The sequence below is a fragment of the Streptomyces sp. NPDC093109 genome, from assembly GCF_040701725.1.
In the GTDB taxonomy this organism is placed as follows: domain Bacteria; phylum Actinomycetota; class Actinomycetes; order Streptomycetales; family Streptomycetaceae; genus Streptomyces.
Genome location: NZ_JBFBEZ010000036.1, coordinates 1 through 26478, shown reverse-complemented (window position 1 = coordinate 26478; position 26478 = coordinate 1). Strand labels below are relative to the sequence as shown.

Sequence of the window (26478 nt, the reverse complement as noted above, 5' to 3'; positions counted from 1 at the left end):
GTCAGGAGCCTCATTCCCATGACACCTGTCGAGACGCGGCGGAGACACGATCGGTCAGCGACAGGGTGTCGACCCCGGCCCGTTCGAGCACCTCGACCGCCCGGCAGGACGCGTCGGCGGCGAGCGCCGCCAGCAGATCGAGCCCGCGGGCCCGGGGAGCGCCGCGCAGCGCCGCCCGGTTCAGCGCGGCGGCCATGGCGGTCGCGGCGGGCGGCGACCAGCCCGGCACCTCGCGCCGCCGTACGACGGGCAGCGCGCCGGAGTCCTCCACGGTCCCCTGCCAGCGCAGCCCGTACCCGATGCTCCGCTGGACGAGATAGCCGAGCACCCGGGTCAGCTGGGGCTCACCGTCGAACACGGCCCGCACCTCGGGGTCCGCCTCCAGCAGGGAGTGCAGCAGGTGCGCCGTGTCGATCTGCGCGTCGGCGCCGCGGTGGGCCCGTCTGCGGGCGCCCGCGACCACCGACATCAGCTCGGGAGCGAGCTGGGCCTCGAGTTCGTCGATCCGGGCCGGCGCCGACTGGTGGGGTACTCGCGATGGAGGGTTTCGCACTCCTTCACCCCATCAGTCCCCGGCGTCCGCGACATCCACGCGGGGGAGCATCTTGGGACCCGGCGGAGAGTAGTACATCTGCGCACTTTCTCCTCCTTACGGAGGAGAAGAGGCCCGTGGCAGCTGCCACGGGCCTCCCGGACGTCCTCACCTTCCGTCACCCTTCGTCGGCGAGGATCAGATAGAGCTTCTTGCGCGATTCGTTGATGACCGCGAGGGCCTTCTCGCGCTGCTCGGGCGTACCGGTCTTCCAGACCTGCCCGAACGCCTCCATCAGTCCGAATCCGGCCTGCCGGATCTCATCCACGGATTCCCGGTCGAACCCGCGGCCGGCCTCCTCCCAAGGCGCCTCCGCCCCGGCCTCGGCCTCCGCCGTACCGGCCTCGGTGAGGGTGAACAGCTTCTTTCCGCCCTCGCTCCGGTTGGTGATCAGCCCTTCGTCCTCCAGCAGCTGGAGCGTCGGGTACACCGACCCGGGGCTGGGTCGCCAGGCCCCGCCGCTGCGCTCGCCGATCTCCTGGATCATCTCGTAACCGTGCATCGGCCGGTCCTTCAGCAGCGCCAGGATCGACGCCCGCACATCACCGCGCCGCGCCCTCCCCCGGCCACCGCCGGGCCCCCGCCCGCGGCCGAACGACCCACCGAAGGGACCGCCGAACGGCGGCCCGAAGGCCCCGAAGGCCCCACGCCGCCCCTCGAAGTCCCCCCGCTCACGCTGCCCGGGGCCACAGCGTCCGGCTCCCGGTCCTTGCTCGTGTCCATGTGAACGCATCGCTACTCTTCTCCTTCTATCGTTGATCTGTCGCGATGCGTCAACGATATATCGGAATACTTCGCATGGCAACAGCCCCGCAGCCAGCGGCCGAGCACGGCGAAGTCCGCATCGGCGAGACCGGCCGGCGAATCCACCCGGTGGAGGGTCCAGGAAGAGCAGCGGGGTCTCCGCGTGATCCGTCATGGCCGCGCACGCTATCGACTCGCCGCCCGAGCGGCAGTGGGCAGCGTGTGCACCCCCGGGCCGTTCCGTCACCCTGCCAACACCCTTGGTGATGACGTCGTTTACGATCCGAGCGAGCGAGGTACCGCCCCTGGGTCCATGGGGCGGACGACCGCCTCGCCGGGACGGGGGTCGAGCGGTGTCGGCAGTGGACGTGGTGCGGGAGTCGGCCCGGGCGGGCCGGATGGTGTTCTTCGAGGAGTCGGCGCGGGACGGGGCCCAGGCCAAGACGTTGATGAGCGCCGGTTTCCGGGTGCGGCTGGCCCGGGAGCAGGGGGCGATCTTCGGCGCGGACGGGCCGCGGCACGTGGTGTTCGCGGCGAGTTTCCCCTCGGTATGCGCGCAGGAGTTCGAGGCGACGCGTCAAGTCGCCCTGGAGACACAGGAATCGGTGAGTCCGGCGGCGATCTGCCGGGGCACGGTGGCGGACGTACGGCTGGCGCTTCGTGCGGTACGGGGCGCGGCGGGCGCGCGGGTGATGGTGATCGTGGCGGCTTCGGAGGCGACCGCGCGCGCCCTGGTGCACAGCGATGCCCGTACGGCCCTGGCCGCCGGCCTGGACGTGGTCGAGGAGGCCGTGGGACTGGCGGGCGGCGATGTCGCGGTGGACGTGTGCCTGGTGGACGCGCCCCGCGCGGACCACGCGCTGGTGGCCGAGTACGCGGGGGCGATGACGGCACGGGGCGCGGGGACGGTCGTACTGGCCGACACGGTCGGCGATCTGCTGCCCGGCCAGGCCCGCGCCCTGTTCCAGCGGGTCGCGGCCGGGGCGGGACCGGAGGCGGTCCTGGTGTCACACCTGCACAACGACCTCGGCCTCGGCCTGGCCAACACCCTGGCCGCGCTGGAGAGCGGAGTGCGGGTGGCGGCCTGCTCGTGGCTCGGCATGGCCGAGCGCAGTGGCATGGCGGCCACCGAGCAACTGCTCTTCCTGCTCGCCCACGACCCGGCCAAGACCGAGCAACTCCTCGGTTCCGACAACGAGTTGTGGTGGACGGCACCGGACCTGACCCGGCTGCCTGGAATCGCCGGGATGGTGTCCGCCGAGACCGGTGTCCCGCTCACCGTCACCACGCCCATCGTGGGCACCGGCGTCGCCACGATCTCCACCGGGACCCCCTTCACCCACCCGCGGACCTTCCAGCCGTACGACCCCCAGCACCACCTGGGTCTGGCCCCCACCGTGGTCCTGACACACCTCGCCAGCCAACGTGTCCTGCGCGCGGTCGCCGAACGCCTCGGGTACGACCTGGACCCGGCCCGCACCCGTACCGCCCTGGCCTGGGTCAAGGACCGGGCCTACCGGCTCGGCCGGGCCGTCGTCCCCGACGCCGACTTCGCCACCTACCTGGACGGCCTCACCGCCGACACCACGGCCTCCGCACCCGCACCCACCCCTGCACTCACAACAACATCCGCCCCCGCACCCGCACCCGCACCCGCTTCCTGAACGGACACTCCATGCCGGCCACCGCCCCGCTCGACACCGGCCCCCTCGACACCGGCCCCGCAGCCGACGCCCTGACCGCCGGACGGGCCGCGATCCTGCCCAACCCCAGCCCGCTGACCTACGTCGTCACCGCCACCGGCCCGCGGGCCGTCAACAGCGCCAAGGCCCGGCCCGCGAACCAGGAGGTCGCACTCTGGGTCCACGACGACACCACATGGACCGAGCTCACCACCGCGCTCGACCTGACACCTGCCGCCCTCAGCACAGCGGTGACCCTGCTCCGCGTCGAACTGGTCACACTGCTGGTGCCCGTACGCACCGACGCCCCGCCACCGGCCTGGGCCCTCCCCGCGCTGCGCGACGGCAACCTCCTGCTCTTCGGCGCCCGTTGGGAGCCCCTGGCCCCGCTGCTGGCACGCTTCCCACGCCTGTACGTCAGCAGCGCCAACCGCACAGGACAGGCCCCGGCGGCCACCGCCGCCCGGGCCGCGGAGATGTTCGGCCCCGATGTCCCCGTCACGGACGCCGACATCCTGCGCGACACCGGCTCCGGCTCCGGCACCGGCACCGGCACCCCGCACGCCGCCACCACCACACTGCGGATCGCGCCCGACGGCACTCTGACCCACATCCGCCACGGAGCCCAGGACCGGGCGCACGGATCCGACCCCACCGCCTACCTCGAAAGGCTGCGCGCGGCAGGCACGTCCTGACGTACCGCCGCGCGCCACAAAGGCGAAGTCGAACGCGAATGCCGCGGTACGGCTACCCCTTCGGCGCCGAGGCCGGAGCCGGGACAGGTGCCGACGACGGTGCCGACGCCGAAGCCGGTGCCGAGGCCGTGGCCCCCGTCGCGATCGGCTCGGTACCGGTGTCGCGCCGCAGCGGCACCTCCTTGATGAACAGCACCATCAGGAACGCCACCAGCGCGAGCGGCGCCGCGTACAGGAAGGTGTCGGCGACGGCGTGCCCGTACGCGCTCTCCACGACGGCGCGCACCGGAGCCGGGAGCAGCGCGAGGTCCGGGATGGAGCCGCTGCCGGAGCCGGTGCTGGTGACGCCGAGCTGCTTCAGCCCGTCCGCCATGTAGTGCGTGACGCGCGTGCCGAGCATCGCGCCCAGGGCGGCGACACCGGCGGAGCCACCGAGCGAGCGGAAGAAGCTGACCATCGAGCTGGCCGCGCCGAGGTCCCGCTGGTCGACCTGGTTCTGGGTGGCGAGCACCAGGTTCTGCATCATCATGCCGACGCCGAGCCCCACCAGCGCCATGAAGACGGCCGTCCGCCAGTACGGCGTGTCGGCGCGGATGGTGCCCAGCAGACCGAGACCGGCGGTGACGAGCGCGCCCCCGGAGACGAGCCAGATCTTCCAGCTGCCGGTCTTGGTGATGATCTGCCCGGAGAGCGTGGAGGAGACCGCCAGCCCGCCGATCAGCGGAATGGTCATGATCCCGGCCATGGTCGGCGTCTCGCCGCGGGCCATCTGGAAGTACTGGCTCAGGAAGATGCTGCCGGCGAACATCCCGACGCCGACGAAGAGGCTCGCGACCGAGGCCAGGGTGATCGTCTTGTTGCGGAACAGCCGCAGCGGGATGATCGGCTCGCTCGCCCTGCTCTCCACCAGGACGAAGACCGCGCCGAGCAGCAGGGCGCCGCCGGTCATGGCGGCAGTCTGCCAGGAGGCCCAGTCGAACTTGCTGCCCGCGAAGGTGACCCAGATCAGCAGCAGGCTGACGGCCGCGCTCATGAAGAACGCGCCCGTCCAGTCGACCTTCACGTCCCGCCTGACCACGGGCAGCCGCAGGGTCCGCTGCACCACGGCGAAGGCGATCGCCGCGAACGGCACACCTATGTAGAAGCACCAGCGCCAGCCCAGCCAGCTGGTGTCCACGATGGCACCGCCCAGCAGCGGCCCGGCCACCGTGGAGACCGCGATGGTGGCACCGATGTAGCCGCTGTACCGGCCCCGCTCGCGCGGCGAGATCATCGCGGCCATGACGATCTGCACCAGGGCCGTCAGACCGCCCGTACCGATGCCCTGGAACACCCGGAAGACGATCAGCGTCGCGACGTTCTGCGACAGCCCCGCCCCCAGGGAGCCGACCAGGAAGACCACCAGCGCGATCTGGACGAGCAGCTTCTTGCTGATCAGGTCGGCGAGCTTGCCCCACAGCGGCGTGGAGACGGTCATCGCGAGCAGCGCGGCGGTGACCACCCATGTGTACGCGCTCTGCCCGGAGTCGAGATCAGAAATGATCTTCGGCAGGGCATTGGTGACGATCGTGGACGAGATCATCGCGACGAACATGCCCAGCAGGAGCCCGCCCAGCGCGGACATGATCTGCCGGTGTTCCATCGGTGGTGGTGGTGAGGTCGTACTCATCGTGGCCCTCTCGCTTCGCCCGACAATCACCTGATTGCCCGAGGCAACTTAACATAAGTGGAGGATAACCTCCGATACAAGACCGCCACCCTCCAGGACATAGCCAGAAAAGCCTGCATATCACCAAATACGGGACGCTTCACCTCCCCCGTCCTGGCGCAAAACGGAGGGCGCACTCCGGCACGTAGCATGGAGCGATGAGTTCTCAGCACCAGGAGTCCGGCGCGGGATCCGTCGGAGCCGCTGCCGGAGCCGCCCCCTCGCGCGCACTGCGGGCCGACGCCGAACGCAACCGCGCCCGGCTCGTCGAGGCGGCGCGGAGCGTCTTCGCGGAGACCGGTGTCGACAGCCCGCTGGAGAACATCGCCGAGCGCGCGGGCGTCGGTATCGCGACGCTCTACCGCCGCTTCCCGACACGCGAGGAGCTCGTCGCCGCGACCTACGAGGCCAAGATGGCCGAGATCGCCGACATCACCGAGGAGGCGCTGCGCACGCCCGACGCCTGGACGGGCCTGCGCGACTGCATCGAGCGCTTCTGCACGATGCAGGCCGAGAACCGCGGCTTCAGCAGCGCCGTCATCATGGCGCTGCCGCTCGCGACGGACGCGCCGGCCCACCGCGAGCGGCTGCGCTCGAACCTCGCGGCGCTCATCCAGCGCGCCCAGGAGGAGGGCACCCTCCGCGACGACTTCGTCCTGGAGGACATCACGATCCTCATGATGGCCACCGGGGGAATCCTGCGCGTCACCCGCGATGCCGCGCCCCACGCGTGGCGCCGGATGCTCGCGTACCAGCTGGAGGCGTTCCGTACGACCGGGGCTGGCGGCCCGGCCGATCCCCTGCCCACCGCGCCCACCGCCATGCAGCTGCGCCGCGCCGCGGAGGCCCACCGGGCCCGCATGCGGCAGTCACCCCCGGCGGCTCCCGTCCCCTGAACGCCGGCCCCGGAGAACCCGGGCCCCGGCGCCGGCTACACCGTGGGCAGCCAGTCCACCTTCCCCGCCAGCAGCGCGTACCCGACGAACGCCCCGATGTCGAGCAGCGCGTGCGCCGCCACCAGCGGTCCGACCCGCCCCCAGCGCCGGTACAGGAGGACGAACACCACGCCCATCACCATGTTGCCGAGGAAGCCGCCGATGCCCTGGTAGAGGTGGTACGAGCCGCGCAGCACCGAGCTCCCCACGAGCGCCGCCATCGGCGTCCAGCCCAGCTGCCCGAGCCTGCGCAGCAGATATCCGACGACGATCACCTCCTCCAGCACGGAGTTCTGCACCGCAGAGAGAATCAGCACCGGGAACTTCCACCACACATTCGGCAGCGACTCCGGCTGGACGGTCAGATTGAAGCCGGTCGCCTGCATCACCAGGTAGAACGCGAGCCCGGCGCTGCCGATCCCGGCCGCCACCAGCGTGCCGCGCCCCAGATCCGGCCAGAGCCGCCGGCCGTCGAAGCCGATGTCCCGTATCCCGCTGCCCTCGCGCAGCAGCAGATGCGCGACCAGCGCGACCGGCACCAGGGCCGTACTGATGTAGAAGAGCTGAAGGGAGAGGTCGAGCCAGGGCCGTCCCGGGGCGGCCGACGAATTGAGCCTGGCCGCCTGCTCGTTCAGCGCCTGGGGCGCGGTGAGCGACCCGATGAACCGGATCAGCGCCCCGACGCCGCTGGCGCCCAGCGAGAGCGCGAGGACGAGCAGGGTCTCGGACCGCAGGGTCCGGCGCGCGACGGCCCCCGGCATCACGGCCCCCCGCGCCTCGGTCCCAGGACCGGGCTTCGGCCCCGGCTCCATCCGCTGCTCGGTCCCCTCGTCCGGCCCGCGATCCCGCCCCTGCTCCGGACCGTCCACCTGTCCCGCCTCCGCCCGCACACCGGCCTCCAGTTCAATTCATCCCGGTGAGGAATCCGGGTCTCATCCCGCGCACCGTGCCGCTAGGGTCTCGCATACGAGTACGAAGATCGCGCCGGACCCGCACCTCCAGCACTCCCCACCATCCCCCTCTCCCACCTTCCGCAAAGGAGGGGCGTCACCGTCATGGGACGTCACAGCTTGCCCGATGTGCGGCCGGCGAGCGCGGGCAGGGCCCGTTCGCCGCGCCGTCGCAACGTCGCCACAGCCGCCGCGCTCGTGCTGGCCGTGGCTGCAGGCACCGGAATCGCGGCACGCGCCGGTCTGCTCTCCTTCGGCGCACCCTGCGACCGGGATCCCGTACGGCTGGACATCGTCGCGTCCCCGGACATCGCGCCCGCCCTCCGCGAGACGGCCGACCGCGCGGGGCGGGACAAGGTGACCTCCGACGGCCGCTGTCTCGCCGTACGGGTCACCGCCCGCGACAACTTCAAGGTGGCGCGCGCACTCGCCACCGGCGCCGCCGGCACCACCAGCGGCTCGGGCGCCCCCACGTACCAGGTATGGATACCCGACTCCGGCGTCTGGGTGGACCGCGCCAAGGGCGCGGGCGACGGCATCCCGCTGACCCCGGCCGGGAACGTGGCGTCCTCCCCGGTGACGCTGGCCGCCGTACCCGCCTCCGCGCGGACCCTGGGCTGGCCCAGGAAGACGTACACCTGGTCCGATCTGGCGCAGGCCGCGACCGGCGGCGGCCTGCCGCGCGTCGGTTCGGCCGATCCGGCGCGCAGCGCCTCCGGGCTGCTCGCGCTGAGCGCCATGGCGGAGTCGTCGCAGCAGGACGGCGCCGAGGGCGACACACGTACGGCCGCCACCGCCAAGCTCCTCTCCGAGCGCGTCGCCGACTCGGACCTCCAGCTGCTGGACACCCTGGCGCAGGACGACTCGGGCGCGGAGAAGGGCAATCCGCGCCGCAACGAGGCGGTACTGATCTCCGAACAGGCCGCGTTCACCCACAACGCCGAGGGCAACGGCGTGGCCGGCCTCAACCTCTTCTATCCCACGGACGGCGCGCCCGCGCTCGACTATCCGTACAGCCTGGTCAATCAGACCGAACTGACCACGGACCAGAGCCGCGCCGCGATGCGCTTCATGGCGCTGCTCGGCGAGGAGCGCTCGTACCGCACGCTGGAGCGGTACGGTTTCCGGGCGGCGAACGCACCGGCGACCGACGAGGTGCTGCGGACGGCGGGCGGCCGTTCACCCCAGCCGTACGGCGGCGAGGACGCCAGGCCGCCATCGGCGGAGGCGGTGCAGCGCGCGCTCGGGCTGTGGACGGTGACGGTGCGCAGCGCCCGGCTGACGACGGTGGTCGACGCCTCCGGATCGATGGCGGCGCCGGTGCCCGGCCGCTCCGGCCAGAGCCGGATGGAGGTCACGAAGGCGTCGCTGCTGCGGGCGCTCTCCCAGTTCACCGCCGAGGACGAGATCGGCCTGTGGGAGTTCGCCACCCGGCTCGACGGCTCGAAGGACTACCGCGTGCTGGAGCGGACGGCCCGGCTCGGGGAGCGGGTCACGGGCGGCGGCACCCACCGCGAGCGGCTGTCCGACGCCTTCGCGGCGCTCCGCCCCGTACCGGACGGTGACACCGGGCTGTACGACACGACGCTGGCCGCCTACAAGGAGGCGCGGTCCTCCTATGTGAGCGGCAAGTTCAACGCGCTCGTCATCCTCACCGACGGCTCGAACAAGGACGACGACAGCATCTCGCGCGCCAATCTGATCGAGCGGCTGAAGGCGCTCGCCGACCCCGCGCGCCCGGTGCCGCTGATCGCGGTCGCGGTGGGCCCGGACGCCGACCGGGCCGAGGTCGACAGGATCGCGAAGGCCACGGGCGGGGCGGGGTACGAGGTGAGCGATCCGGCCGACATCCAGTCCGTACTGCTCAAGGCGATCATGCTCTCGGCCGCGTCGACCACCCCCTGAACGGTACGTTCCGAGCCGGTACGGTACGCCCGGCACCGGCGCCCGCCACCGCATCGCCCACCCCGTCACCGCACCGCCCGCCTCGTCACCTCACCCCCGCCTCACCCCACTCCACGCGACCGCCCCGGGAACCCCACCGGCCACGTGTGCACCGGCTCTCCCTCGTGCATCAGCTCGCAGTACCGGCGGGTCATGGCCGCCAGGGCCGCGTCCCGCTCCAGCCCGGCCTCCAGCGCCCGGTGGAAGGTGTCCACCTGCCAGGAGGCCCCGTTCACCCGCCGCTTGCACCGCTCCTCGATCACTCCGAGGTAGAAGTCCCGGTCCGCGGGCTCGATGTGCCACGCGTCGAGCCCGGCCGCGGCGAGCGGCAGCAGCTCGTCCCGTACGAGCTTCACCGTCGGCACCGTCGTGATGCCCGCCGCCCGCCCCGGGCGCGGCCAGCGCAGCTCGGCGTCGATGCCGTGGCGGCAGGCGGCGTCGAAGTTCGCGGCGGCGTCGGCGAAGGGCAGCCGGCTCCACACCGGCCGGCTGTCCTCGGCGAGCGCGCGCACCAGCCCGTAGTAGAAGGCGGCGTTGGCGATCACATCGGTGACCGTGGGGCCCGCGGGCAGCACCCGGTTCTCCACGCGCAGATGCGGTGCGCCGTCGGCCACCTCGTACACCGGCCGGTTCCAGCGGTAGACCGTGCCGTTGTGCAGCACCAGCTCCTGGAGGTCCGGCACGCCCCCGCGGTCCAGCACCGCCAGCGGGTCCTCGTCGCCGCAGATCGGCAGCAGCGGCGGGAAGTAGCGGACGTTCTCCTCGAAGAGGTCGTACGCGGAGCCGATCCAGCGCTCGCCGAACCAGGTCCGGGGGCGCACCCCCTGGGCCTTCAGCTCCGGCGGCCTGGTGTCGGTGGCCTGTTCGAAGAGCGGCGGCCGGGACTCCCGCCACAGCTCGTGGCCGAACAGGAAGGGCGCGTTGGCACCCAGTGCCACCTGCACCGCGGCCACGCACTGGGCCGCGTTCCACACATCGGCGAACCGGTCGGGGGTGACCTGGAGATGCAGCTGTACGGAGGTGCAGGCGGCTTCCGGGGTGATCGACGACGAGGTGCAGGAGAGCCGCTCCACCCCCTCGATGTCGAGGGTGAAATCCTCTCCCCTGGCCGCGGTCATCTGCTGGTTGAGGAGTGCGTAGCGGTCGGCGTCGGAGAGGTTCGCGGAGACCACGTCGTGCCGGGTGAGCGTCGGCAGAATTCCGATCATCACGATCCCGGCGTCGACCTCGGTCGCTTTGCGGTGCGCATATCCGAGGCCGGTGCGCAGTTCTTCCACGAGCTGGTCGAGAACCCGTCCCCCCAGCCTGTGGGGCGCCACATTCACTTCCAGGTTGAACATTCCGAGTTCGGTCTGGAAATCGCCGCTCGCGATGCGCTTCAGCACCTCCGCATTCATCATGCGGGGCATCCCGTCGGAGCCCGCCAGATTCAGCTCGATCTCCAGGCCCATCAGGTTCTTGGGCCGATCGAACCTCTCCTCCGCCAGGAGCCGCTCCAGCACCGTCAGGCACTGCTGGAGCTTCCTGCGGTATCTCTGCCGATCGGACAGCTCCGAACCGTCCGACTCGACTTTCTCCCCCATCGAAGTGTCCCTCCTCGAGTGGGCAGCCCGCGGCACCGGCCGCTCGCGTCACGATCGATAATGCCCACACCGTGTGATCCGTAACGTCATCCGTCCCGTCGGCGCGCCGCGAGGGGTAGTGTGGGCCATCGGTCGTGCGGCACATTCCTTTGGCAAGGCGTGGTACTCCCGTTTCCACTGCCCGACTGTCCGCGAAAAACGCCGTCGGGTTTCAGCCGTCCCCGCTGGATGAATCATCCCAGGCCAGGCACCCTTCGTTCCGGTTTTATCCGTGAAAAGTCCGGGAGAGATGGACTTAATAGTGCCTTGCCCGCAATATCCGGGACAGCTAGAAGAAACATGACGTGAACACGTGTCGTATAAACTCCGCGTACGAGGCAGAGAGTCGGCGGCCGGGCGTACACCCCGAAGCCCACCTCTGACCCCGCATGCCGACAGCGACGTCCGCAACAGTCATGCACCACCTCACGCGTCACCCTGTCTCCTGAGTGAGAGGCAACCCACCATGCCGCTGCAAGTACCCCCGGCCCCGGCGCCCGCTCTGCGCAGCGTTCTCGCGGCACTCAGTTCCCCCACCGCCGTGCGCGATGCCCGCACCCCGGCCCTCCAGTCCGTCCAGGGACCTCTGACCCCGGAACTCCCTCTCCCCGTCCATGTCCTCGACCACGTCACCCCCTCGGGGGGCCGTACGTCAGGACCCGACGGCCGCACGCCCCGCACCCGGCTGGCGGGCTGGCGTTTCCTGATCCGCAGCGGTGAGCGCACCGTGGCCGCCGCCGACACGATGCTCACCGCCGACGGCTGGACCTTCTCCCGCTTCTTCGAGGGCCCGTACCTCACCGCCACGGAGCGCGCGCTGCGGCAGGCCGACTCCCTGACGACCACCTATCAGCCACGGCTGCTGTCGGTGCCCGAGCTGTACATGCTCACTCTCTGGCTGCACGGGGACATGTCCGCGGACGCCGCCACGGGCAGCCCGGACCCGGCCGACATCCTGGTGCCGCTGGCGCCCGCGCCGCCGGGCATCGCGGCGCACCGTCCGCACCGGGTCGCCGAGCTGCTGCCGATGATCGGACTGCGGCTCACCCCGCCTCCGCTGCTGCGCACGCCGGCCTGATCCGGCCCGGTTTCGCCGGCCGCCCCCCGGCCGCCCGTCCGGACTAGTCCGGAGGGGCTACCCAGAACCACCCGAAAAGTCGGTGCAGTTGACCTGAACCGTCCGGCCGGGTGACGCGTCCTTGAGCAAGAGGAAGTACTGCCGTGAAATCCCTGCGGATTGCTCTCCGTGGGGCAACACTGTGACAGGACACGACAGATACGGGGGGCGGCCGTGACCACATCGAGCCGCGGGACACTCACGACGACACAGCGAAAGAACTCGCCCATGTGCCAGCACCAGCCATCCTGCCCGACAGCCGACTCCGCCGACCGCGACGCCGCCCGACTGCGGGCGCACCACCCGGAGCAGGGCTGGAGTCTGCTGTGCAATGGCGTTCTGGTCTTCGAGGACACCGGTGAACTGCTGCCGAACGGGAAGATCATCGCCCCGCACCGGCCGCAGCGTACCGAGCGCGTGGTGACGGCCGCCTGACACCGCCCGCACCCCGAAGACCTGGGGCCGGCCCGGAGAACCTCCTCCGCACCGGCCCCGACGCACATTCCGCCCCGACGCGCTTCCGCTCGGGCCGGCGGTCTCTCCGGTCAGTGGTCGTACGCGTCCAGCGGCGGGCAGGAGCAGACCAGGTTGCGGTCGCCGAACGCGCCGTCGATCCGGCGGACCGGCGGCCAGTACTTGTCCGCGGCGGAGACACCGGCGGGGAAGACCGCCTCGTTCCGCGTGTACGCGTGCTCCCACTCGCCGCCCAGCGCCGCCGCGGTGTGCGGGGCGTTGCGCAGCGGGTTGTCGTCGGCGGGCCACTCGCCCGAGGCGACCTTCTCGATCTCCGTACGAATGGCGATCATCGCCTCGCAGAAGCGGTCGATCTCGGTGAGATCCTCGCTCTCGGTCGGTTCGATCATCAGCGTGCCCGCCACCGGGAACGACATCGTCGGCGCGTGGAAGCCGTAGTCGATCAGCCGCTTCGCGATGTCGTCGACGCTGACGCCGGTGGCCTTGGACAGCGGCCGGAGATCCACGATGCACTCGTGCGCGACCAGCCCGTTCGGACCGGTGTAGAGCACCGGGTAGTGCGGCTCCAGCCGCTTGGCGATGTAGTTCGCGGCGAGCACGGCGACCTGCGTCGCGCGCTTGAGGCCCGCGCCGCCCATCAGCCGTACGTACGCCCACGAGATCGGCAGGATGCCGGCCGAGCCCCAGGGAGCGGCCGAGATCGGCCCCACACCGGTCGCGGGCCCAGCGGCCGGCTGGAGCGGGTGGTTGGGCAGGTACGGCGCGAGGTGGGCCCGTACGCCGACCGGACCGACACCGGGACCGCCGCCGCCGTGCGGGATGCAGAACGTCTTGTGCAGGTTCAGATGGGAGACGTCCGAGCCGAACCTGCCCGGCTTCGCGAGCCCCACCAGCGCGTTGAGGTTGGCGCCATCCACGTACACCTGGCCGCCCGCGTCGTGCACCGCCGCGCAGATGTCGCCGATGTGCTCCTCGAACACCCCGTGGGTGGACGGGTAGGTGACCATCAGGACGGCCAGCTCCGCGCCGTACTTGTCGATCTTGGCGTGCAGATCCTCGACGTCGACGTCGCCGTCCTCGCGGGTCTTGACGACGACGACCTTCATCCCTGCCATCACCGCGCTCGCCGCGTTCGTGCCGTGCGCGGAGGACGGGATGAGGCAGACCGTACGCCCGGTGTCCCCGTTGGCCCGGTGGTACGCCCGGACGGCCAGCAGCCCGGCCAGCTCGCCCTGCGAACCGGCGTTGGGCTGGAGGGAGACCGCGTCGTAGCCGGTGACCTCGGCGAGCCGCTCCTCCAGCTCCCCGATGAGCGTCAGATAGCCCCGCGCCTGCTCCGCCGGGGCGAACGGGTGCAGCGCGCCGAACTCGGGCCAGGTGACCGGCTCCATCTCGGTGGTCGCGTTCAGCTTCATCGTGCAGGAGCCGAGCGGGATCATCCCGCGGTCCAGCGCGTAGTCCCGGTCGGCGAGGCGGCGCAGATAGCGCAGCATCGCCGTCTCGGAGCGGTACTGGTGGAAGACGGGGTGCGTCAGATAGTCGTCGGTCCGCAGCAGGGCGCCCGGCAGCGCGTCGTCCGTGCCGGCGTCCAGCGCCTCGACGTCGGCCTCGACGCCGAACGCGGCCCACACCGTGGCCAGCTGGTCGCGGCCGGTGGTCTCGTCGCAGGCCATGGAGACCCGGTCGGCGTCGACCTGCCGCAGGTTGACCCCGCCCTCGCGGGCGGCGGCCACGACGGCGGCGGCCCGGCCGGGCACCACCGCGGTCAGCGTGTCGAAGTACGTGTCGTGCGCGAGCCGTACGCCGCCCGCGCGCAGCCCGGCGGCGAGCAGCGCCGCGTACCGGTGCGTGCGCCGCGCGATGGACCGCAGCCCCTCAGGACCGTGGTAGACCGCGTACATCCCGGCCATCACGGCGAGCAGCACCTGCGCGGTGCAGATGTTGCTGGTGGCCTTCTCGCGCCGGATGTGCTGCTCGCGGGTCTGGAGCGCCAGCCGGTACGCCTTGTTGCCGTCGGCGTCCACCGACACACCGACGAGCCGGCCCGGCAGGCTGCGCGCGAACTGCTCGCGTACGGCCATGAATCCGGCGTGCGGTCCGCCGAAGCCCATCGGGACCCCGAAGCGCTGGGTGGTGCCGACGGCGATGTCCGCGCCCAGTTCGCCGGGGGAGGCGAGCAGGGTCAGCGCGAGCAGATCGGCGGCGACGGTGACGACCGCGCCCAGCTCGTGCGCCCGCTCGATCACGGCGCGCAGGTCCCGGACATCGCCGGAGGCGCCCGGGTACGGCAGGAGCACACCGAAGACGCCCCGCTCGGCGATCTCCGCCGGGATGCCCTCGCCGAGATCCGCGACCACCACCTCCACGCCGGTGGGCTCGGCGCGGGTCTCGATCACGGCGATGGTCTGCGGCAGGTTGTCGGCGTCGACCAGGAAGACACCGCCCTTGACCTTGCCGACGCGCCGCGACAGCGCCATCGCCTCGGCCGCCGCCGTGCCCTCGTCGAGCAGCGAGGCGCCGGAGGTCGGCAGCCCGGTCAGCTCGGCCACCACGGTCTGGAAGTTGAGCAGGGCCTCCAGGCGGCCCTGCGAGATCTCCGGCTGGTACGGGGTGTACGCCGTGTACCAGGCGGGGTTCTCCATCACGTTGCGCAGGATCACCGGCGGGGTGAACGTCCCGTAGTAGCCGAGGCCGATCATCGGCGCCAGCACCTGGTTGCGGTCGGCGAGCGCGCGCAGCTCGGCCAGTACCTCGGCCTCCGTACGGGCGTCGGGCAGCCGCAGCGCCTCGGCGCTCTTGATCGCGTCGGGCACGGCGGCGGCGGTCAGCTCGTCGAGCGAGCCGTAGCCGACCTGCGCCAGCATCTTCGCCTGCGCGCCCGCGTCGGGGCCTATGTGGCGCTGCTCGAAGGGAATGCCTCGCTCCAGCTGGGCGAGCGGAATGCGATGGGCGTTCATAACGGAAGGCCTCCTGGTCTGCTACGACCTGCGAGGGGCACCAGGACGCGGGTGCCCGGACGGCCTCCCCCTCTGTCATCTGACCTGAGAGCTTCACCGGGCCGCCGCGAGGCGGTCCGGCTTTCACCGTCGGTGAGGGCGGATGCCCACCGGGCACCGACCTGCTTTCCAGAGTGACCTCGTCCGCGCGGTACGGGGGCCTGAGAGATTCCGGGGAGGAGTTGCTCCTTCGGCGCCTCCGGAGATCTCTCCGGAGGACTCTCCCGCACGGGGTCAGCAGCCGTTCGCCAGCCTACCAGCGGCCCTCTTCGGGCGGCTTTCGAGTGGCCGCCGTCCCGGATCTGCACTTCTGTGGGCACTAGGACTTCTGTGAGCACCAGGACTTCTGTGGGCACCAGGAGCAGCCGCGACCAGTTGGAGGGACCGTGGAGACCGATATCGATCCGCGCAGCCTGATAGGGCGCAAGGCGTTCGACCGGGACGGCCACAGACTCGGCACGGTGGACGAGGTGTATCTCGACGACGCCACCGGCGTACCGGAGTGGGCGGCCGTACGCACCGGCCTGTTCAGCCGCGACGCGTTCGTCCCCCTCGCCCCCAGCACCCTGGCCGACGACGGGCTGCGGGTCCCGTTCGACCGCGCGCTCATCAAGGACGCGCCCGACTTCGGGGTGGGCCGTCATCTCTCGCCCGACCAGGAGCTCCAGCTCTACCGCCATTACGGCCTCGCCCTCCCCGAACCCGGCCCGCCCGAGCGGCCCGCGTCCCTCTCCGACCGGGACGCGGAACGGAACTTCGGGCGGCTGGCCGGACAGGAGGACTGAACCGGCGCGCACGCCGTGGACGGCACCAGGGGCAGCGGCTCGGAGAGCACCAGATCGGGATCGTCGACCCAGAACGTCCGCACCCACCCCGGCGCGGACCCCGGCTCCTCGAACCGTACGGTCACTCTCCGCAGCCCGCTGCCCTGCACCCAGCCCGGCCCGAACTCGGCGTGGCGCACATCGTGCCCGGCCGGGAACCGCCGGTCCTCGGTCGGCTCCGGTGCCTCCGGCGTCACGGCCGCCACCGGCGTCTCCCCGGCACCGTCCGCCTCCCCGGCCGCCTGCTCCCCCGGCGCCGCGCCGCCCGGCTCCCCGGCGCTCCGGCCGGCCTGCTCGGCAGCCTCGCGGCCCGCGGCGGCCGCCTGCGCGAACAGGTCCTCCTGCGTGTAGTCCGCGAGACCGGTCACCCCCACCCCCAGCAGCCGTACCCCGCCGGTGGTGTCCACCGCCTCCAGCAGCCGCCCGGCGGCCTCCCGCACCACCCCTGGATCGTCCGTGGGCCCGCGCAGCGTCTCCGAACGGGTCAACGTCGAGAAGTCGTACCGCCGGACCTTCAGGACCACGGTGCGCCCCGAGTGCCCGGCCGCCCGCAGCCGCTCCACACACCGCTCGGCGAGCCGGTCGACCTCCGCGCGCACCCGGACCCGGTCGTGCAGATCGACGTCGAAGGTGTCCTCCACCGACACGGACTTGGTCTCGCGCTCGGACACCACGGGCCGGTCGTCGTACCCCCGCGCCATCCGGTACAGCGAAGCGCCGTGCGCCTTCCCCAGCAGCCGTACGAGTTCGTCCTCGCCCGCCTCGGCCAGATGGGCGACGGTGGTCATCCCGGCCCGCCGCAGGTGCTCCCCGGTGGCGGGTCCCACCCCGGGCAGGGTCCGTACGGACAGGGGCCCCAGCAGCTCACGCTCCGTGCCCGGCTCTATGAGGACGAGCCCGTCGGGCTTGGCCCGCTCGGAGCCGATCTTCGCGAGCATCTTCGAGCCGGCCAGCCCCACCGACCCGGCCAGCCCGGTGGCCGCCCTGATGTCCTCGCGCAGCCGCTCACCGGCCGCGAGCGCCGAGGCGGTGTCGTGGGCCGTGCCGCCCGCCTCCAGGTCCACGAACGCCTCGTCCAGGCTCAGCGGCTCCACCAGCGGGGACAGCGCCCGCAGCAGGGCCATCACCCGGTCGCTGACCTCCCGGTAGACCGTGAAGCGCGGCACCAGATACGCCGCGTTCGGCGCCAGCCGTCTCGCCTGCGCCATCGGCATCGCCGAATGCACCCCGAACCGCCTGGCCTCGTACGAGGCGGTCGAGACCACCCCGCGCGGACCCAGCCCGCCGACCACCACCGGTTTTCCGCGCAGGCTCGGCTTCGCCGCCTGCTCTGCGGCGGCGAAGAACGCGTCCATGTCGAGATGCAGAATCGTCGGTGCGGCTCTCACCTCTCCGATGCTGCCTCACACCACTGACAACGGGCTCTCCGGCGCCGCCGGAGGCCCGCGTCAGACGGCCCGGTCGCGGCGTCTTCGCGCCAGCTCGTCGGCCGGATTGTGCCCGATCAGCGTCTCGCCCGTGTCGACGCGCTCCCCGTGCAGCTGGGACAGCGCGGCCTCGACATCCCGCCACACCACCCCGACCGCGATCCCGAAGACTCCCTGCCCGCCCTGGAGCAGGCTCACGACCTCGTCGGGCGAGGAACACTCGTGGACGGTCGCGCCGTCGCTCATGAGCGTCATCCGGTCCAGGTCCTGGAAGCCCCGGGCCCGCAGATGCTGGACGGCCGCCCGGATGTTCTGCAACGCGACGCCGGTGTCCAGGAACCGCTTCACGATCTTGAGGACGACCACGTCCCGGAAGCTGTAGAGCCGCTGCGTGCCCGATCCGTGCGCCGGCCGCACGGACGGCTCGACCAGCCCCGTACGCGCCCAGTAGTCCAACTGGCGGTACGTGATGCCCGCCGCCGCGCACGCGGTCGGACCCCGGTATCCGACCGTCTCCGCACCGGGTCCTGGCGCGCTGCTGTGAAGCGGATACGGACCGCCCGCCGCCGTACCGTCGCCGATGCTTCTCACGCCGACCCTCCGTCCTTGACCTGCCCTGTCGAAGGTAGGCAGTCACCCGGGGTGCGTCAACGATCGCCACACTCGCCACGCCGAGTGATAATCACCCTGAGAGTGGTTTCCCGTGTCCCGTTCCGGGGAAGGGCTGACCGAATGCCCTGACGGGAGCACCTTACGGTGCTCCCCGGGACGGTCACTGGCTGTTGGTACCGAAGTCCTCCGGCGAGATCTGGTCGAGGAACTCGCGGAACTTCTCCACCTCGTCCTCCTGCTCGTCCGGGATGGCGATGCCGGCATCGTCCAGAACCCCGTCACTGCCGTAGATCGGCGTGCCCGTGCGCAGTGCCAGCGCTATGGCATCCGACGGCCTGGCGCTCACCTCGACCCCGCTCGCGAAGACCAGCTCCGCGTAGAAGACCCCTTCCCGCAGGTCCGTGATCCGGACTTCGGTCAGCTCCTGGCCGACCGCCTCCAGCACGTCCTTGAAGAGATCATGGGTCAGCGGCCGGGCCGGGGCCATGCCCTGCTGGGCGAAGGCGATCGCGGTCGCCTCCCCCGGTCCGATCCAGATGGGGAGGTACCGATCGCCTCCCACTTCACGCAGGAGCACGATCGGTTGGTTGGAGGGCATTTCCACCCGGACACCCACAACGTCGAGCTCGTTCACACAGCAACCCTAGGACGTGCCCGGCAGGTTTGGGTAGTCGGGCTCCCCCATGATCAGTACCGGCGGTCCCCGAGAGCCGTGTGGAACAGCGCCTGGTGCAGCCGTACGGAGAGCGTGGCGAGTTCCTTCGTGGTCGCCTCGGCATGGGCCCTGGTCTGCGGGTTACGGTGCCGCCGCAGCGGCGCGACCACCTGTTCGACCAGTCCGGCCTCGCGTTCGGCGGCCGCTTTCATCACCCGGAGGTGCCTGGGTTCCAGCCCGAATCTGGCGAGATCCGAGACCAGTTTCGCCACGGTGACGGCCTCCGGGTCGTATCCGCCGTCCGGCATCGGGGTGATGAGCCCGTACGACTCCCACTCCGCGAGCATGCCCTCCTCGGCCCCGGCGGCGGCGAGCAGCTCCTCCCGGCCGATCCGCGCGACGGTGGGAGCCCCCGATTCCGCCTCGGGAAGGCCCTCCAGCGGCCCCCGCTGCGGCGCGGGCAGCTGGACGTGCTCGCCCCGCCCCAGGGCGTCCAGATGCTCCCTGATGACCTTGAGCGGCAGATAGTGGTCCCGCTGCATCCGCAGGATCCGCGCCAGCCGCTCCACGTCGTCGGGACTGAATTTGCGGTAGCCGGAAGGCGTTCTGCGCGGTTCGACGAGCCCCTCGGCCTCCAGAAAGCGGATCTTGGAGATCGAGACCTCGGGAAACTCGTCCCGCAGCCTGGCCAGCACCGCGCCGATGCTGATCAGCGGCTCGGGTGCCCGGGCGGTGCCGGATCCGGCACCGCCCCTCGATGTACGCGGCATGGACCTTCCCTGAGGGTCACACGCCCCGCTGGCTCGCGTAGAAGACCAGCCGGTACTTACCGATCTGGACCTCGTCGCCGTTCGCCAGCAGGACCGAATCGATCCGCTCACGATTGACGTACGTACCGTTCAGGCTGCCGACGTCCGAGACGGTGAAGTGCCCGTCCGCGCCCCGGCGGAAATCGACATGGCGACGCGACACGGTCACATCGTCCAGGAAGATGTCGCTCTCCGGGTGACGGCCCGCCGTGGTCAGCTCACCGTCCAGCAGGAAGCGGCTGCCCGAGTTCGGACCGCGGCGCACCACCAGCAGCGCCGAGCCGGACGGCAGCGCGTCGACCGCCGCCTGCGCCTCCGGGGTCAGCGACGGAAGCGACGTCTGCCCCGTCACCTCGGAGTCGTACGCCTCAAGACCCGAGATGGAGATCGTCGAGGTCTGCTCCGAAGCACGCTCCGGGGGAACCCCGCCCCGCAGCGGCGCACCGCAGTTGGAGCAGAACCGGCTCGCGGCGGTGTTCTCGTGACCGCATCTCGTACAGACCGGCAAGCCCGCCATCGTGGGACCCTCCTGCCGCGACTGCCCACCGGGGGCAGATGATTCCCCGAAACCTATGCGGCCGGAACCGGCAGGGTCAACAGACGACGCGCCGTGGCCCTCCGCCGGCCCGCCCCCCACCTGGTCACGGAAGAGCGGGCGCTCACCGCTCGACTCCTCACTCCCACCCTGGCGCGAGGCGCGATGGCGGTTGGCGCCGCCGTCCTCGCGCGCGCTCTTGCCGAACAACTTCCCAAACAACTTCACGGGCGATTCCCCTTGACCGAAACAGACCCGCCCGTGGGGCAGGACGAACCCTGAATGAATACACCTGCCGGCGCGGACATCATGACAACGTCCGTATCCACCCGACAGTTTCCACCACTCACCACGCTGATCGTGCGCCGACCCCCCGCAACCTCATGCCCGCGTACGACAGCTGCCATGCACCCCCGCTTCACCGCGATGACGACCGAGCGTAGTCAGGTCGCTTCGCCGCTCGCAAGGCATCCACAATGATCTTCTCAGCCCGGGTCACGGTGGCCGTGGCCTGCTCCTTCTCCAGCGTCTGAACCACTCCGCCGGGGATGTTGAGGGCCGGTTCCAGATCCTGCGGCTTGCCGATGACCTTGAAGCTGTACGGCGCGCCGACCGCCTTGCCGTCCACCTGTACGTCACCCCCCGTACCGGAGAAGAATGTACCGGCGACCACCCGGACGTCATTGACCTGGATGGCCTCGGCGCCCGCTGCGCGCAGCTCCTGGAGGGCGTCGAGCAGCATGTCGGGCGTGACCGTCCCATTCGGGTCGTCGACGGTCAGCGTGATCCCCGGCCCCTGCGCGGCGACGGTGCCCGCCAGGATGCCCAGCTGCTGTTCCTTCTCCCGGGTCTGCTTGCGCGCCTCCTCCGCCTGGTCCGAGCTGTTCTCCAGCTCGGTGCGCTGGTCGTCCAGGCGCTGTCTCTCGTCCTCCAGCCGCTGCGTACGGTTGTCCAGCTCGTCGAGGATCCGCACCAGGTCCTCCTGCCGGGCTCCCCGCAGCGCGGTGTCGTCGTTGTTGGACGCGACCTGGATCGCAAGACCGAGCCCCAGCCCGAACAGCAGCAGCGCCACCACGAGCTGAGCCCGTGTCACCCGGGGCGGCCACAGCCCCGCCGCCAACCGCTGGCGTCCGGTGAGCTGTTGGGGCCGCTCGGCGGTCTCCGGAGCCTCCGGGGCAGCCTGAGGGGCCTCCTCGCCCGGCGTGGCGCCCGAGGGCTCGCCCAGCGGCGTCCCCGGCGCCCCCGGCGCCCCCGGCGCCCCAGGAGCCTCCGGCACCCCAGGAATCTCGGGCGTCTCGGGAGTCCCGGAACTGTCGGGACTCCCCGGTGTCTCTCCGCCCGGCTTGTTCTCGCTGTTCATCGGCCTCACGCCCGGAACACGTGCCGGCGGATCGCGGCAGCGTTGGAGAAGATCCGGATGCCGAACACGACGACCACTCCGGTGGAGAGCTGGGCGCCCACGCCCAGCTTGTCGCCAAGGAAGACGATGAGCGCGGCGACGACCACGTTCGACAGGAAGGAGACCACGAACACCTTGTCGACGAAGATCCCGTCGAGCATGGCACGCAGGCCGCCGAAGACCGCGTCGAGCGCGGCGACGACGGCGATGGGCAGGTAGGGCTCGACCACTGCCGGCACCTCGGGCCGGACCAACAGTCCGACCACGACTCCCACGACGAGGCCCAGTACGGCGATCACGATGTGCCCTTCTCGGTGTCGGCCGCGCTCTGCCCGTTGTCCTTCCCACGGGCGGCGGCCTTCGGTTCTGCGGTACGTACGATCAGGCTCGGCGCGGCGGGCAGCCGCACCTCCGCCTGCTCGGAGATCTTGGTACGGACGGCGAAGTCCTCGTGCAGCGAGCGCAGATAGCGACCGTCGGCACTGGCCTGAAACGCGCTGCTCAGCTTCTTGGCATCACCCACAGCGAGCACCGTGTACGGCGGCACCAGGGGCCTGTTGTCGACCAGTATGGCGTCGCCCGCGGCCCGGATCGCGGAGAGCGAGGTCAGCCGCTGGTCGTTGATCGCGATCGCTTCCGCGCCCGACTCCCAGAGGCCGTTGACGACCCGCTGCATGTCCCGGTCCCTGACCCGTCCGGTGTCGGCGAAACCACTGCTCTCGCGCGGTCCGCCGCCGTCGCCCGCCGAGGCGTCCTTCGCGTCGTCCACCACGAGTCGCACACCGGGACCCCGCACCGGGGTCGCGCCGGCGAGCAGCGCCACCAGCTCCCCCTGGTCGCCGCCCCGCGTCCGCAGGGCGGCCCGCTGCCGGTCGCCGACCTCGCCGCGCAGCTTCTCGACCGTGCGCGCCAGCGAGTCGGCCGCGGCCGTCTCGGAGTTGATCCGGTCGATGAGCTCCTCGCGCTCCTTCGCCACGACCGGCGCCGAGATCCGCGCCTGGGCCGCGCCGACGGTGACCACCAGGGCGGCCAGCACCAGTCCTGCCGCGAGCCCCAGCTTCGCCTTGAGCGTCCGGGGCAGTCCGCCCCCCTCGGCGTCCCTGCGGGCCGCCGCCTCCGCGTAGCCCTCGTCCAGACTGTGGTTCATCACACTGTTCAGCAGCGACATCGACGCGTCGGGACGCGGGGGCGGAGAACCGGTGCTCCGATCGGGGGACTGCTGCGACATGCCGCACATCGTCGCACGTCGGTGGCGCTACCGCCGAATGGCCCCACACGCGTGCCGGACGGCGTCCGTGGACACCGTCCGGCACACTGCTGTCACACGTTCCGAACGGCCCTAATGCCCGGCGCCGTCCACCACCGCCGACCACTCGTCGAGCAGCGCCTGGGCGGACGCGTCGTCAGGACCCTCCGCCCACAGATGGGTGACGGCCTCGGCGGGATCGGGCAGGACCATCACCCAGCGACCGTCGGCCTCCACCACACGCACCCCGTCGGTGGTGTCCACCTGCCGGTCCCCGGCCGCCTCGACGACGCTGCGCATCACCAGCCCCTTGACGGCCCACGGGGTGGCCAGATCACGTCGTAGCACATGGGCGCGCGGGATCCGGGCATCGATCTGGCTCAGCGTCAGCTGCGTACGCGCGACAAGGCCGATCAGCCGTACGAAGGCGGCCGTACCGTCGAGCACGCTGCTGAACTCCGGCACGATGAACGCACCGCGGCCGTCACCGCCGAAGATCGTGGTCTCCTCACGGCCCACCCGGGTCAGGTCGTCGGGCGATGTGGTCGTCCACTCCACCTGCGTCCCGTGGTACGCGGCGACCTGCTCGGCGATCCTGGTGGTGGTCACCGGCAGCGCCACCCGCCCGCTGCGCCGCTCGGCGGCGACCAGATCGAGCAGGACCAGCAGGGCCCGGTCGTCCTCGATGATCCGGCCGCGCTCGTCGACGAGCGAGAGCCGCTCCCCGACCGGGTCGAACCGCACGCCGAACGCGGCACGCGCCGAGGCGACGATCTCCCCGAGCCTGACCAGCCCGGAGCGACGGGATTCGGCCGTTTCCGTCGGCCGGGATTCGTCGAGACCGGGGTTGATCGTCAGCGCGTCGACCCCGAGCCTGCCCAGCAGGCTGGGCAGCACGAGCCCCGCACTGCCGTTGGACGCGTCGACCACGACCTTCATCCCGGCCTCGGAGATCCCCGTCGTATCGACGTTGCGGAGCAGCGATCCGGTGTACGAGTCGAAGACGCTGGCCGGGAAGTGCAGATCCCCGATCTCGCCGGGGAAGGCACGCCGGTACTCCTGCCGCGCGTACACCCGGTCCAGCTTGCGCTGGCCGCCCTGCGACAGGTCCGCGCCGCGCTCGTCGAAGAACATGATGTCGACGGAGTCGGGAACCCCGGGCGAGGTACGGATCATGATGCCGCCCGCACTGCCCCTGGCGGTCTGCTGGCGGGCCACCGGCAGCGGGACGTTCTCCAGGTCCCGTACGTCGATGGCGCTGGACTGGAGCGACGAGATCACGGCCCGCTTGAGCGCGCGCGCCCCTCGCGAGTGGTCACGCGCCGTGGTGACGGTGGACCCCTTCTTGAGGGTGGTGGCATACGCGCCGGCCAGCCGCACCGCGACTTCCGGTGTGATCTCGACATTGAGGATGCCGGAGACTCCGCGGGCGCCGAAGAGATGCGCCTGGCCCCGGGATTCCCAGATCACCGAGGTGTTGACGAACGCGCCGGCCTCGATGGTCTTGAACGGGTAGACCCGCACATTGCCCTGGATGATCGATTCTTCGCCGACGAGACACTCGTCGCCGATGACCGCGCCGTCCTCGATCCTGGCCGCGCGCATGATGTCGGTGTTCTTGCCGATGACGCAGCCGCGCAGATTGCAGTGCTGTCCGATGTAGACGTTGTCGTGGACCACGGCCTTGTGGAGGAAGGCACCGGTCTTGACGACCACATTGGATCCGACCACGGTGTGTTCGCGGATCTCCGCGTCGGCCTCGACCTTGGCGTAGTCACCGATATAGAGCGGGCCGCGCAGTACGGCGTCGGGGTGCACCTCGGCGCCCTCGGCGACCCATACCCCGGGCGACATCTCGAAGCCGTCGATCTCCACGTCGACCTTGCCCTCGAGCACGTCGGCCTGCGCCTTGACATAGCTCTCGTGCGTGCCGACGTCCTCCCAGTACCCCTCGGCGATATAGCCGAAGATCGGCTTGCCCTCCTTCATGAGCTGCGGGAAGACATCGCCGGACCAGTCGACCGAGACATCGGCCTCGACATAGTCGAAGACCTCGGGCTCCATCACATAGATGCCGGTGTTCACGGTGTCCGAGAAGACCTGGCCCCAGGTGGGCTTCTCCAGGAAGCGCTCGACCTTTCCTTCCTCGTCCACGATCGTGATCCCGAATTCCAGCGGATTCGGCACCCGGGTCAGACACACCGTGACCAGTGCGCCCTTCTCCTTGTGGAATGCGATGAGGTCGGTCAGATCGAAGTCGGTGAGCGCGTCGCCGGAAATAACGAGGAAGGTGTCGTCCTTCAGCGCCTCCTCGGCGTTCTTGACGCTCCCTGCGGTTCCGAGCGGCTTCTCCTCGTTGGCGTAGCTCAGCTCCATGCCGAGCTCTTCACCGTCGCCGAAGTAGTTCTTGACGAGGGAGGCCAGGAATTGAACGGTTACGACGGTCTCATTGAGCCCATGACGCTTGAGCAACCGCAGCACATGCTCCATGATTGGCCGATTCACGACCGGCAGGAGCGGCTTGGGCATGCTTGAGGTCATGGGGCGAAGTCGAGTTCCTTCGCCACCGGCCATCACGACGGCCTTCATGTCGGAAGCGTCCTCCTTGAAGAGACGGACTCGCCGACTTCACCCGTCTGGGGCGTCCGGGGCAGGACCGAGGTCCCTTGGCGGTCAAGCGCGGGCCGGGCGACGCTGCGCGGCACCACATCGACGAGCTCAATCGGCCTCTGTGTCCGCCTTCACGAGCCGGCGGACCTGGACCACATAGAGGACTCCTGCCCACCAATACAGACTTGTACCCCATCCTGCGAACGCCCATCCGAAAACTTCGGCGAGTGACGCGAGCCATCCACTTCTGTCACTGAGGAGCAGAAGCGGGAAGGCGTACATCAAGTTGAAGGTAGCCGCCTTCCCGAGGAAGTTCACCTGGGGCGGCGGATATCCGTGCCGCCGGAGGATCGCCACCATGACCAGAAGCATCAGCTCACGGGCCAAAAGCGCGGCTGTGAGCCAGAGCGGCAGGATCTCGCGCCAGGTGAGGCCAACCAGGGTGGAAAGGATGTACAGCCGGTCGGCGGCGGGGTCGAGAAGCCGCCCCAGGCTGCTGATCTGGTTCCAGCGGCGGGCGAGCTTGCCGTCGAGATAGTCGCTGATCCCGCTCAGCATCAGGACGAGCAATGCCCACAGGTCGCTGTTGGGCCCGCCGAACTCGGGGCGAAGAATCAGCCACAGGAAGAGCGGCACGCCCACGAGACGGGCCATGCTGAGGATGTTGGGGATGGTGAGTACCCGGTCCGTCTGAACGCGAGTCTCCTGGACCTCCACCCGGGGGCCTCCTGTGTGGAACGTGCCAACGATGCCTCCTGACCTTACCCTCAGAGCCGCCGGCCGACGGGAGGGGGGTCCTGAACGCAGAAATGCCCCGCACCAGATACCTGGTGCGGGGCATTCCCACAATAATTGTTCGGCGGCGTCCTACTCTCCCACAGGGTCCCCCCTGCAGTACCATC

22 protein-coding genes, 1 pseudogene and 1 riboswitch are annotated in these 26478 nt (G+C 70.7%); of the genes and pseudogenes, 7 read left to right on the top strand and 16 right to left on the bottom strand.

What is annotated here, in order from left to right; all coding sequences use genetic code 11:
* Window positions 1-10: 10 nt before the first annotated feature.
* Window positions 11-553: a peptidase gene (locus AB0389_RS28530; RefSeq protein ID WP_366398378.1), complete on the bottom strand. Its 543-nt coding sequence runs from the start codon at window positions 551-553 to the stop codon at window positions 11-13.
* A gap of 157 nt (window positions 554-710) precedes the next feature.
* On the bottom strand, window positions 711-1325 hold the full coding sequence (locus AB0389_RS28525; RefSeq protein ID WP_366398377.1) for a PadR family transcriptional regulator: 615 nt from the start codon (window positions 1323-1325) through the stop codon (window positions 711-713).
* Window positions 1326-1689: 364 nt separating this feature from the next.
* Between AB0389_RS28525 and AB0389_RS28520 the strand changes: the two genes are divergently transcribed.
* Together AB0389_RS28520 and AB0389_RS28515 are read left to right on the top strand one after the other, a co-directional pair.
* Complete coding sequence (locus AB0389_RS28520) at window positions 1690-3000, top strand: 2-isopropylmalate synthase (RefSeq protein WP_366398376.1); 1311 nt, start codon at window positions 1690-1692, stop codon at window positions 2998-3000.
* An 11-nt stretch (window positions 3001-3011) separates the two neighbouring features.
* Window positions 3012-3713 carry a hypothetical protein gene (locus AB0389_RS28515; protein WP_366398375.1) on the top strand — a complete coding sequence of 234 codons (702 nt, stop codon included), beginning with the start codon at window positions 3012-3014 and terminating at the stop codon, window positions 3711-3713.
* A 148-nt stretch (window positions 3714-3861) separates the two neighbouring features.
* Here AB0389_RS28515 and AB0389_RS28510 read toward each other — a convergent pair.
* A pseudogene (locus AB0389_RS28510) lies at window positions 3862-5382 on the bottom strand (MDR family MFS transporter); the annotation flags it as partial.
* Window positions 5383-5579: 197 nt separating this feature from the next.
* Between AB0389_RS28510 and AB0389_RS28505 the strand changes: the two are divergent.
* On the top strand, window positions 5580-6317 hold the full coding sequence (locus AB0389_RS28505; protein ID WP_366398374.1) for a helix-turn-helix domain-containing protein: 738 nt from the start codon (window positions 5580-5582) through the stop codon (window positions 6315-6317).
* Window positions 6318-6352: 35 nt separating this feature from the next.
* Here AB0389_RS28505 and AB0389_RS28500 read toward each other — a convergent pair whose 3' ends face one another.
* Window positions 6353-7117, bottom strand: coding sequence for a CPBP family intramembrane glutamic endopeptidase (locus tag AB0389_RS28500; RefSeq protein ID WP_366398425.1), 765 nt, complete (start codon window positions 7115-7117; stop codon window positions 6353-6355).
* Window positions 7118-7411: 294 nt separating this feature from the next.
* Between AB0389_RS28500 and AB0389_RS28495 the strand changes: the two genes are divergently transcribed.
* Window positions 7412-9211 (top strand): substrate-binding domain-containing protein, encoded by a 1800-nt coding sequence (locus tag AB0389_RS28495; protein WP_366398373.1) that lies wholly within the window; start codon window positions 7412-7414, stop codon window positions 9209-9211.
* A gap of 101 nt (window positions 9212-9312) precedes the next feature.
* Here the strand turns inward: AB0389_RS28495 and AB0389_RS28490 are convergent, their stop codons facing one another.
* Window positions 9313-10833, bottom strand: coding sequence for a glutamate--cysteine ligase (locus AB0389_RS28490; protein ID WP_366398372.1), 1521 nt, complete (start codon window positions 10831-10833; stop codon window positions 9313-9315).
* 505 nt (window positions 10834-11338) lie between these two features.
* Here AB0389_RS28490 and AB0389_RS28485 point away from each other — a divergent pair.
* Window positions 11339-11950, top strand: coding sequence for a hypothetical protein (locus AB0389_RS28485; RefSeq protein ID WP_366398371.1), 612 nt, complete (start codon window positions 11339-11341; stop codon window positions 11948-11950).
* Window positions 11951-12217: 267 nt separating this feature from the next.
* Complete coding sequence (locus AB0389_RS28480) at window positions 12218-12424, top strand: DUF5999 family protein (protein WP_366398370.1); 207 nt, start codon at window positions 12218-12220, stop codon at window positions 12422-12424.
* A 110-nt stretch (window positions 12425-12534) separates the two neighbouring features.
* Here AB0389_RS28480 and gcvP read toward each other — a convergent pair whose 3' ends face one another.
* On the bottom strand, window positions 12535-15420 hold the full coding sequence (gcvP, locus tag AB0389_RS28475; RefSeq protein WP_366398369.1) for an aminomethyl-transferring glycine dehydrogenase: 2886 nt from the start codon (window positions 15418-15420) through the stop codon (window positions 12535-12537).
* Between the two features lie 178 nt (window positions 15421-15598).
* A riboswitch (glycine riboswitch) is annotated at window positions 15599-15696 on the bottom strand.
* Window positions 15697-15845: 149 nt separating this feature from the next.
* Between gcvP and AB0389_RS28470 the strand changes: the two genes are divergently transcribed.
* On the top strand, window positions 15846-16244 hold the full coding sequence (locus AB0389_RS28470) for a PRC-barrel domain-containing protein (RefSeq protein ID WP_366398368.1): 399 nt from the start codon (window positions 15846-15848) through the stop codon (window positions 16242-16244).
* Here AB0389_RS28470 and AB0389_RS28465 read toward each other — a convergent pair.
* From AB0389_RS28465 to AB0389_RS28420, 10 genes are all read right to left on the bottom strand, one after another.
* Window positions 16139-17671, bottom strand: coding sequence for a DNA polymerase IV (locus tag AB0389_RS28465; protein ID WP_366398367.1), 1533 nt, complete (start codon window positions 17669-17671; stop codon window positions 16139-16141). The genes AB0389_RS28470 and AB0389_RS28465 overlap by 106 nt on opposite strands.
* Window positions 17672-17731: 60 nt before the next feature.
* Window positions 17732-18301, bottom strand: coding sequence for a MerR family transcriptional regulator (locus AB0389_RS28460; RefSeq protein ID WP_366398366.1), 570 nt, complete (start codon window positions 18299-18301; stop codon window positions 17732-17734).
* 181 nt (window positions 18302-18482) lie between these two features.
* On the bottom strand, window positions 18483-18956 hold the full coding sequence (locus tag AB0389_RS28455) for a bifunctional nuclease family protein (protein ID WP_006123076.1): 474 nt from the start codon (window positions 18954-18956) through the stop codon (window positions 18483-18485).
* A 53-nt stretch (window positions 18957-19009) separates the two neighbouring features.
* Window positions 19010-19747 (bottom strand): MerR family transcriptional regulator, encoded by a 738-nt coding sequence (locus tag AB0389_RS28450; RefSeq protein WP_366398365.1) that lies wholly within the window; start codon window positions 19745-19747, stop codon window positions 19010-19012.
* Window positions 19748-19763: 16 nt separating this feature from the next.
* Window positions 19764-20609 (bottom strand): FHA domain-containing protein, encoded by an 846-nt coding sequence (locus AB0389_RS28445; RefSeq protein WP_366398424.1) that lies wholly within the window; start codon window positions 20607-20609, stop codon window positions 19764-19766.
* A gap of 130 nt (window positions 20610-20739) precedes the next feature.
* The gene (locus AB0389_RS28440) at window positions 20740-21597 is read right to left on the bottom strand and encodes a DUF881 domain-containing protein (RefSeq protein ID WP_366398364.1); all 858 of its coding nucleotides are present in this window, start codon (window positions 21595-21597) and stop codon (window positions 20740-20742) included.
* Between the two features lie 89 nt (window positions 21598-21686).
* Window positions 21687-22019, bottom strand: a complete 333-nt coding sequence (locus AB0389_RS28435; RefSeq protein ID WP_023543062.1) for a small basic family protein — start codon at window positions 22017-22019, stop codon at window positions 21687-21689.
* Window positions 22016-22948, bottom strand: a complete 933-nt coding sequence (locus AB0389_RS28430; RefSeq protein WP_366398363.1) for a DUF881 domain-containing protein — start codon at window positions 22946-22948, stop codon at window positions 22016-22018. Before AB0389_RS28430 ends, AB0389_RS28435 begins: the two co-directional genes overlap by 4 nt.
* 111 nt (window positions 22949-23059) lie before the next feature.
* Window positions 23060-25555 carry a mannose-1-phosphate guanyltransferase gene (locus AB0389_RS28425; protein ID WP_366398362.1) on the bottom strand — a complete coding sequence of 832 codons (2496 nt, stop codon included), beginning with the start codon at window positions 25553-25555 and terminating at the stop codon, window positions 23060-23062.
* 129 nt (window positions 25556-25684) lie between these two features.
* A complete protein-coding gene (locus AB0389_RS28420) occupies window positions 25685-26293 on the bottom strand; it encodes a CDP-alcohol phosphatidyltransferase family protein (RefSeq protein ID WP_366398361.1) in 609 nt (202 codons plus the stop codon).
* Between the last annotated feature and the right edge of the window lie 185 nt (window positions 26294-26478).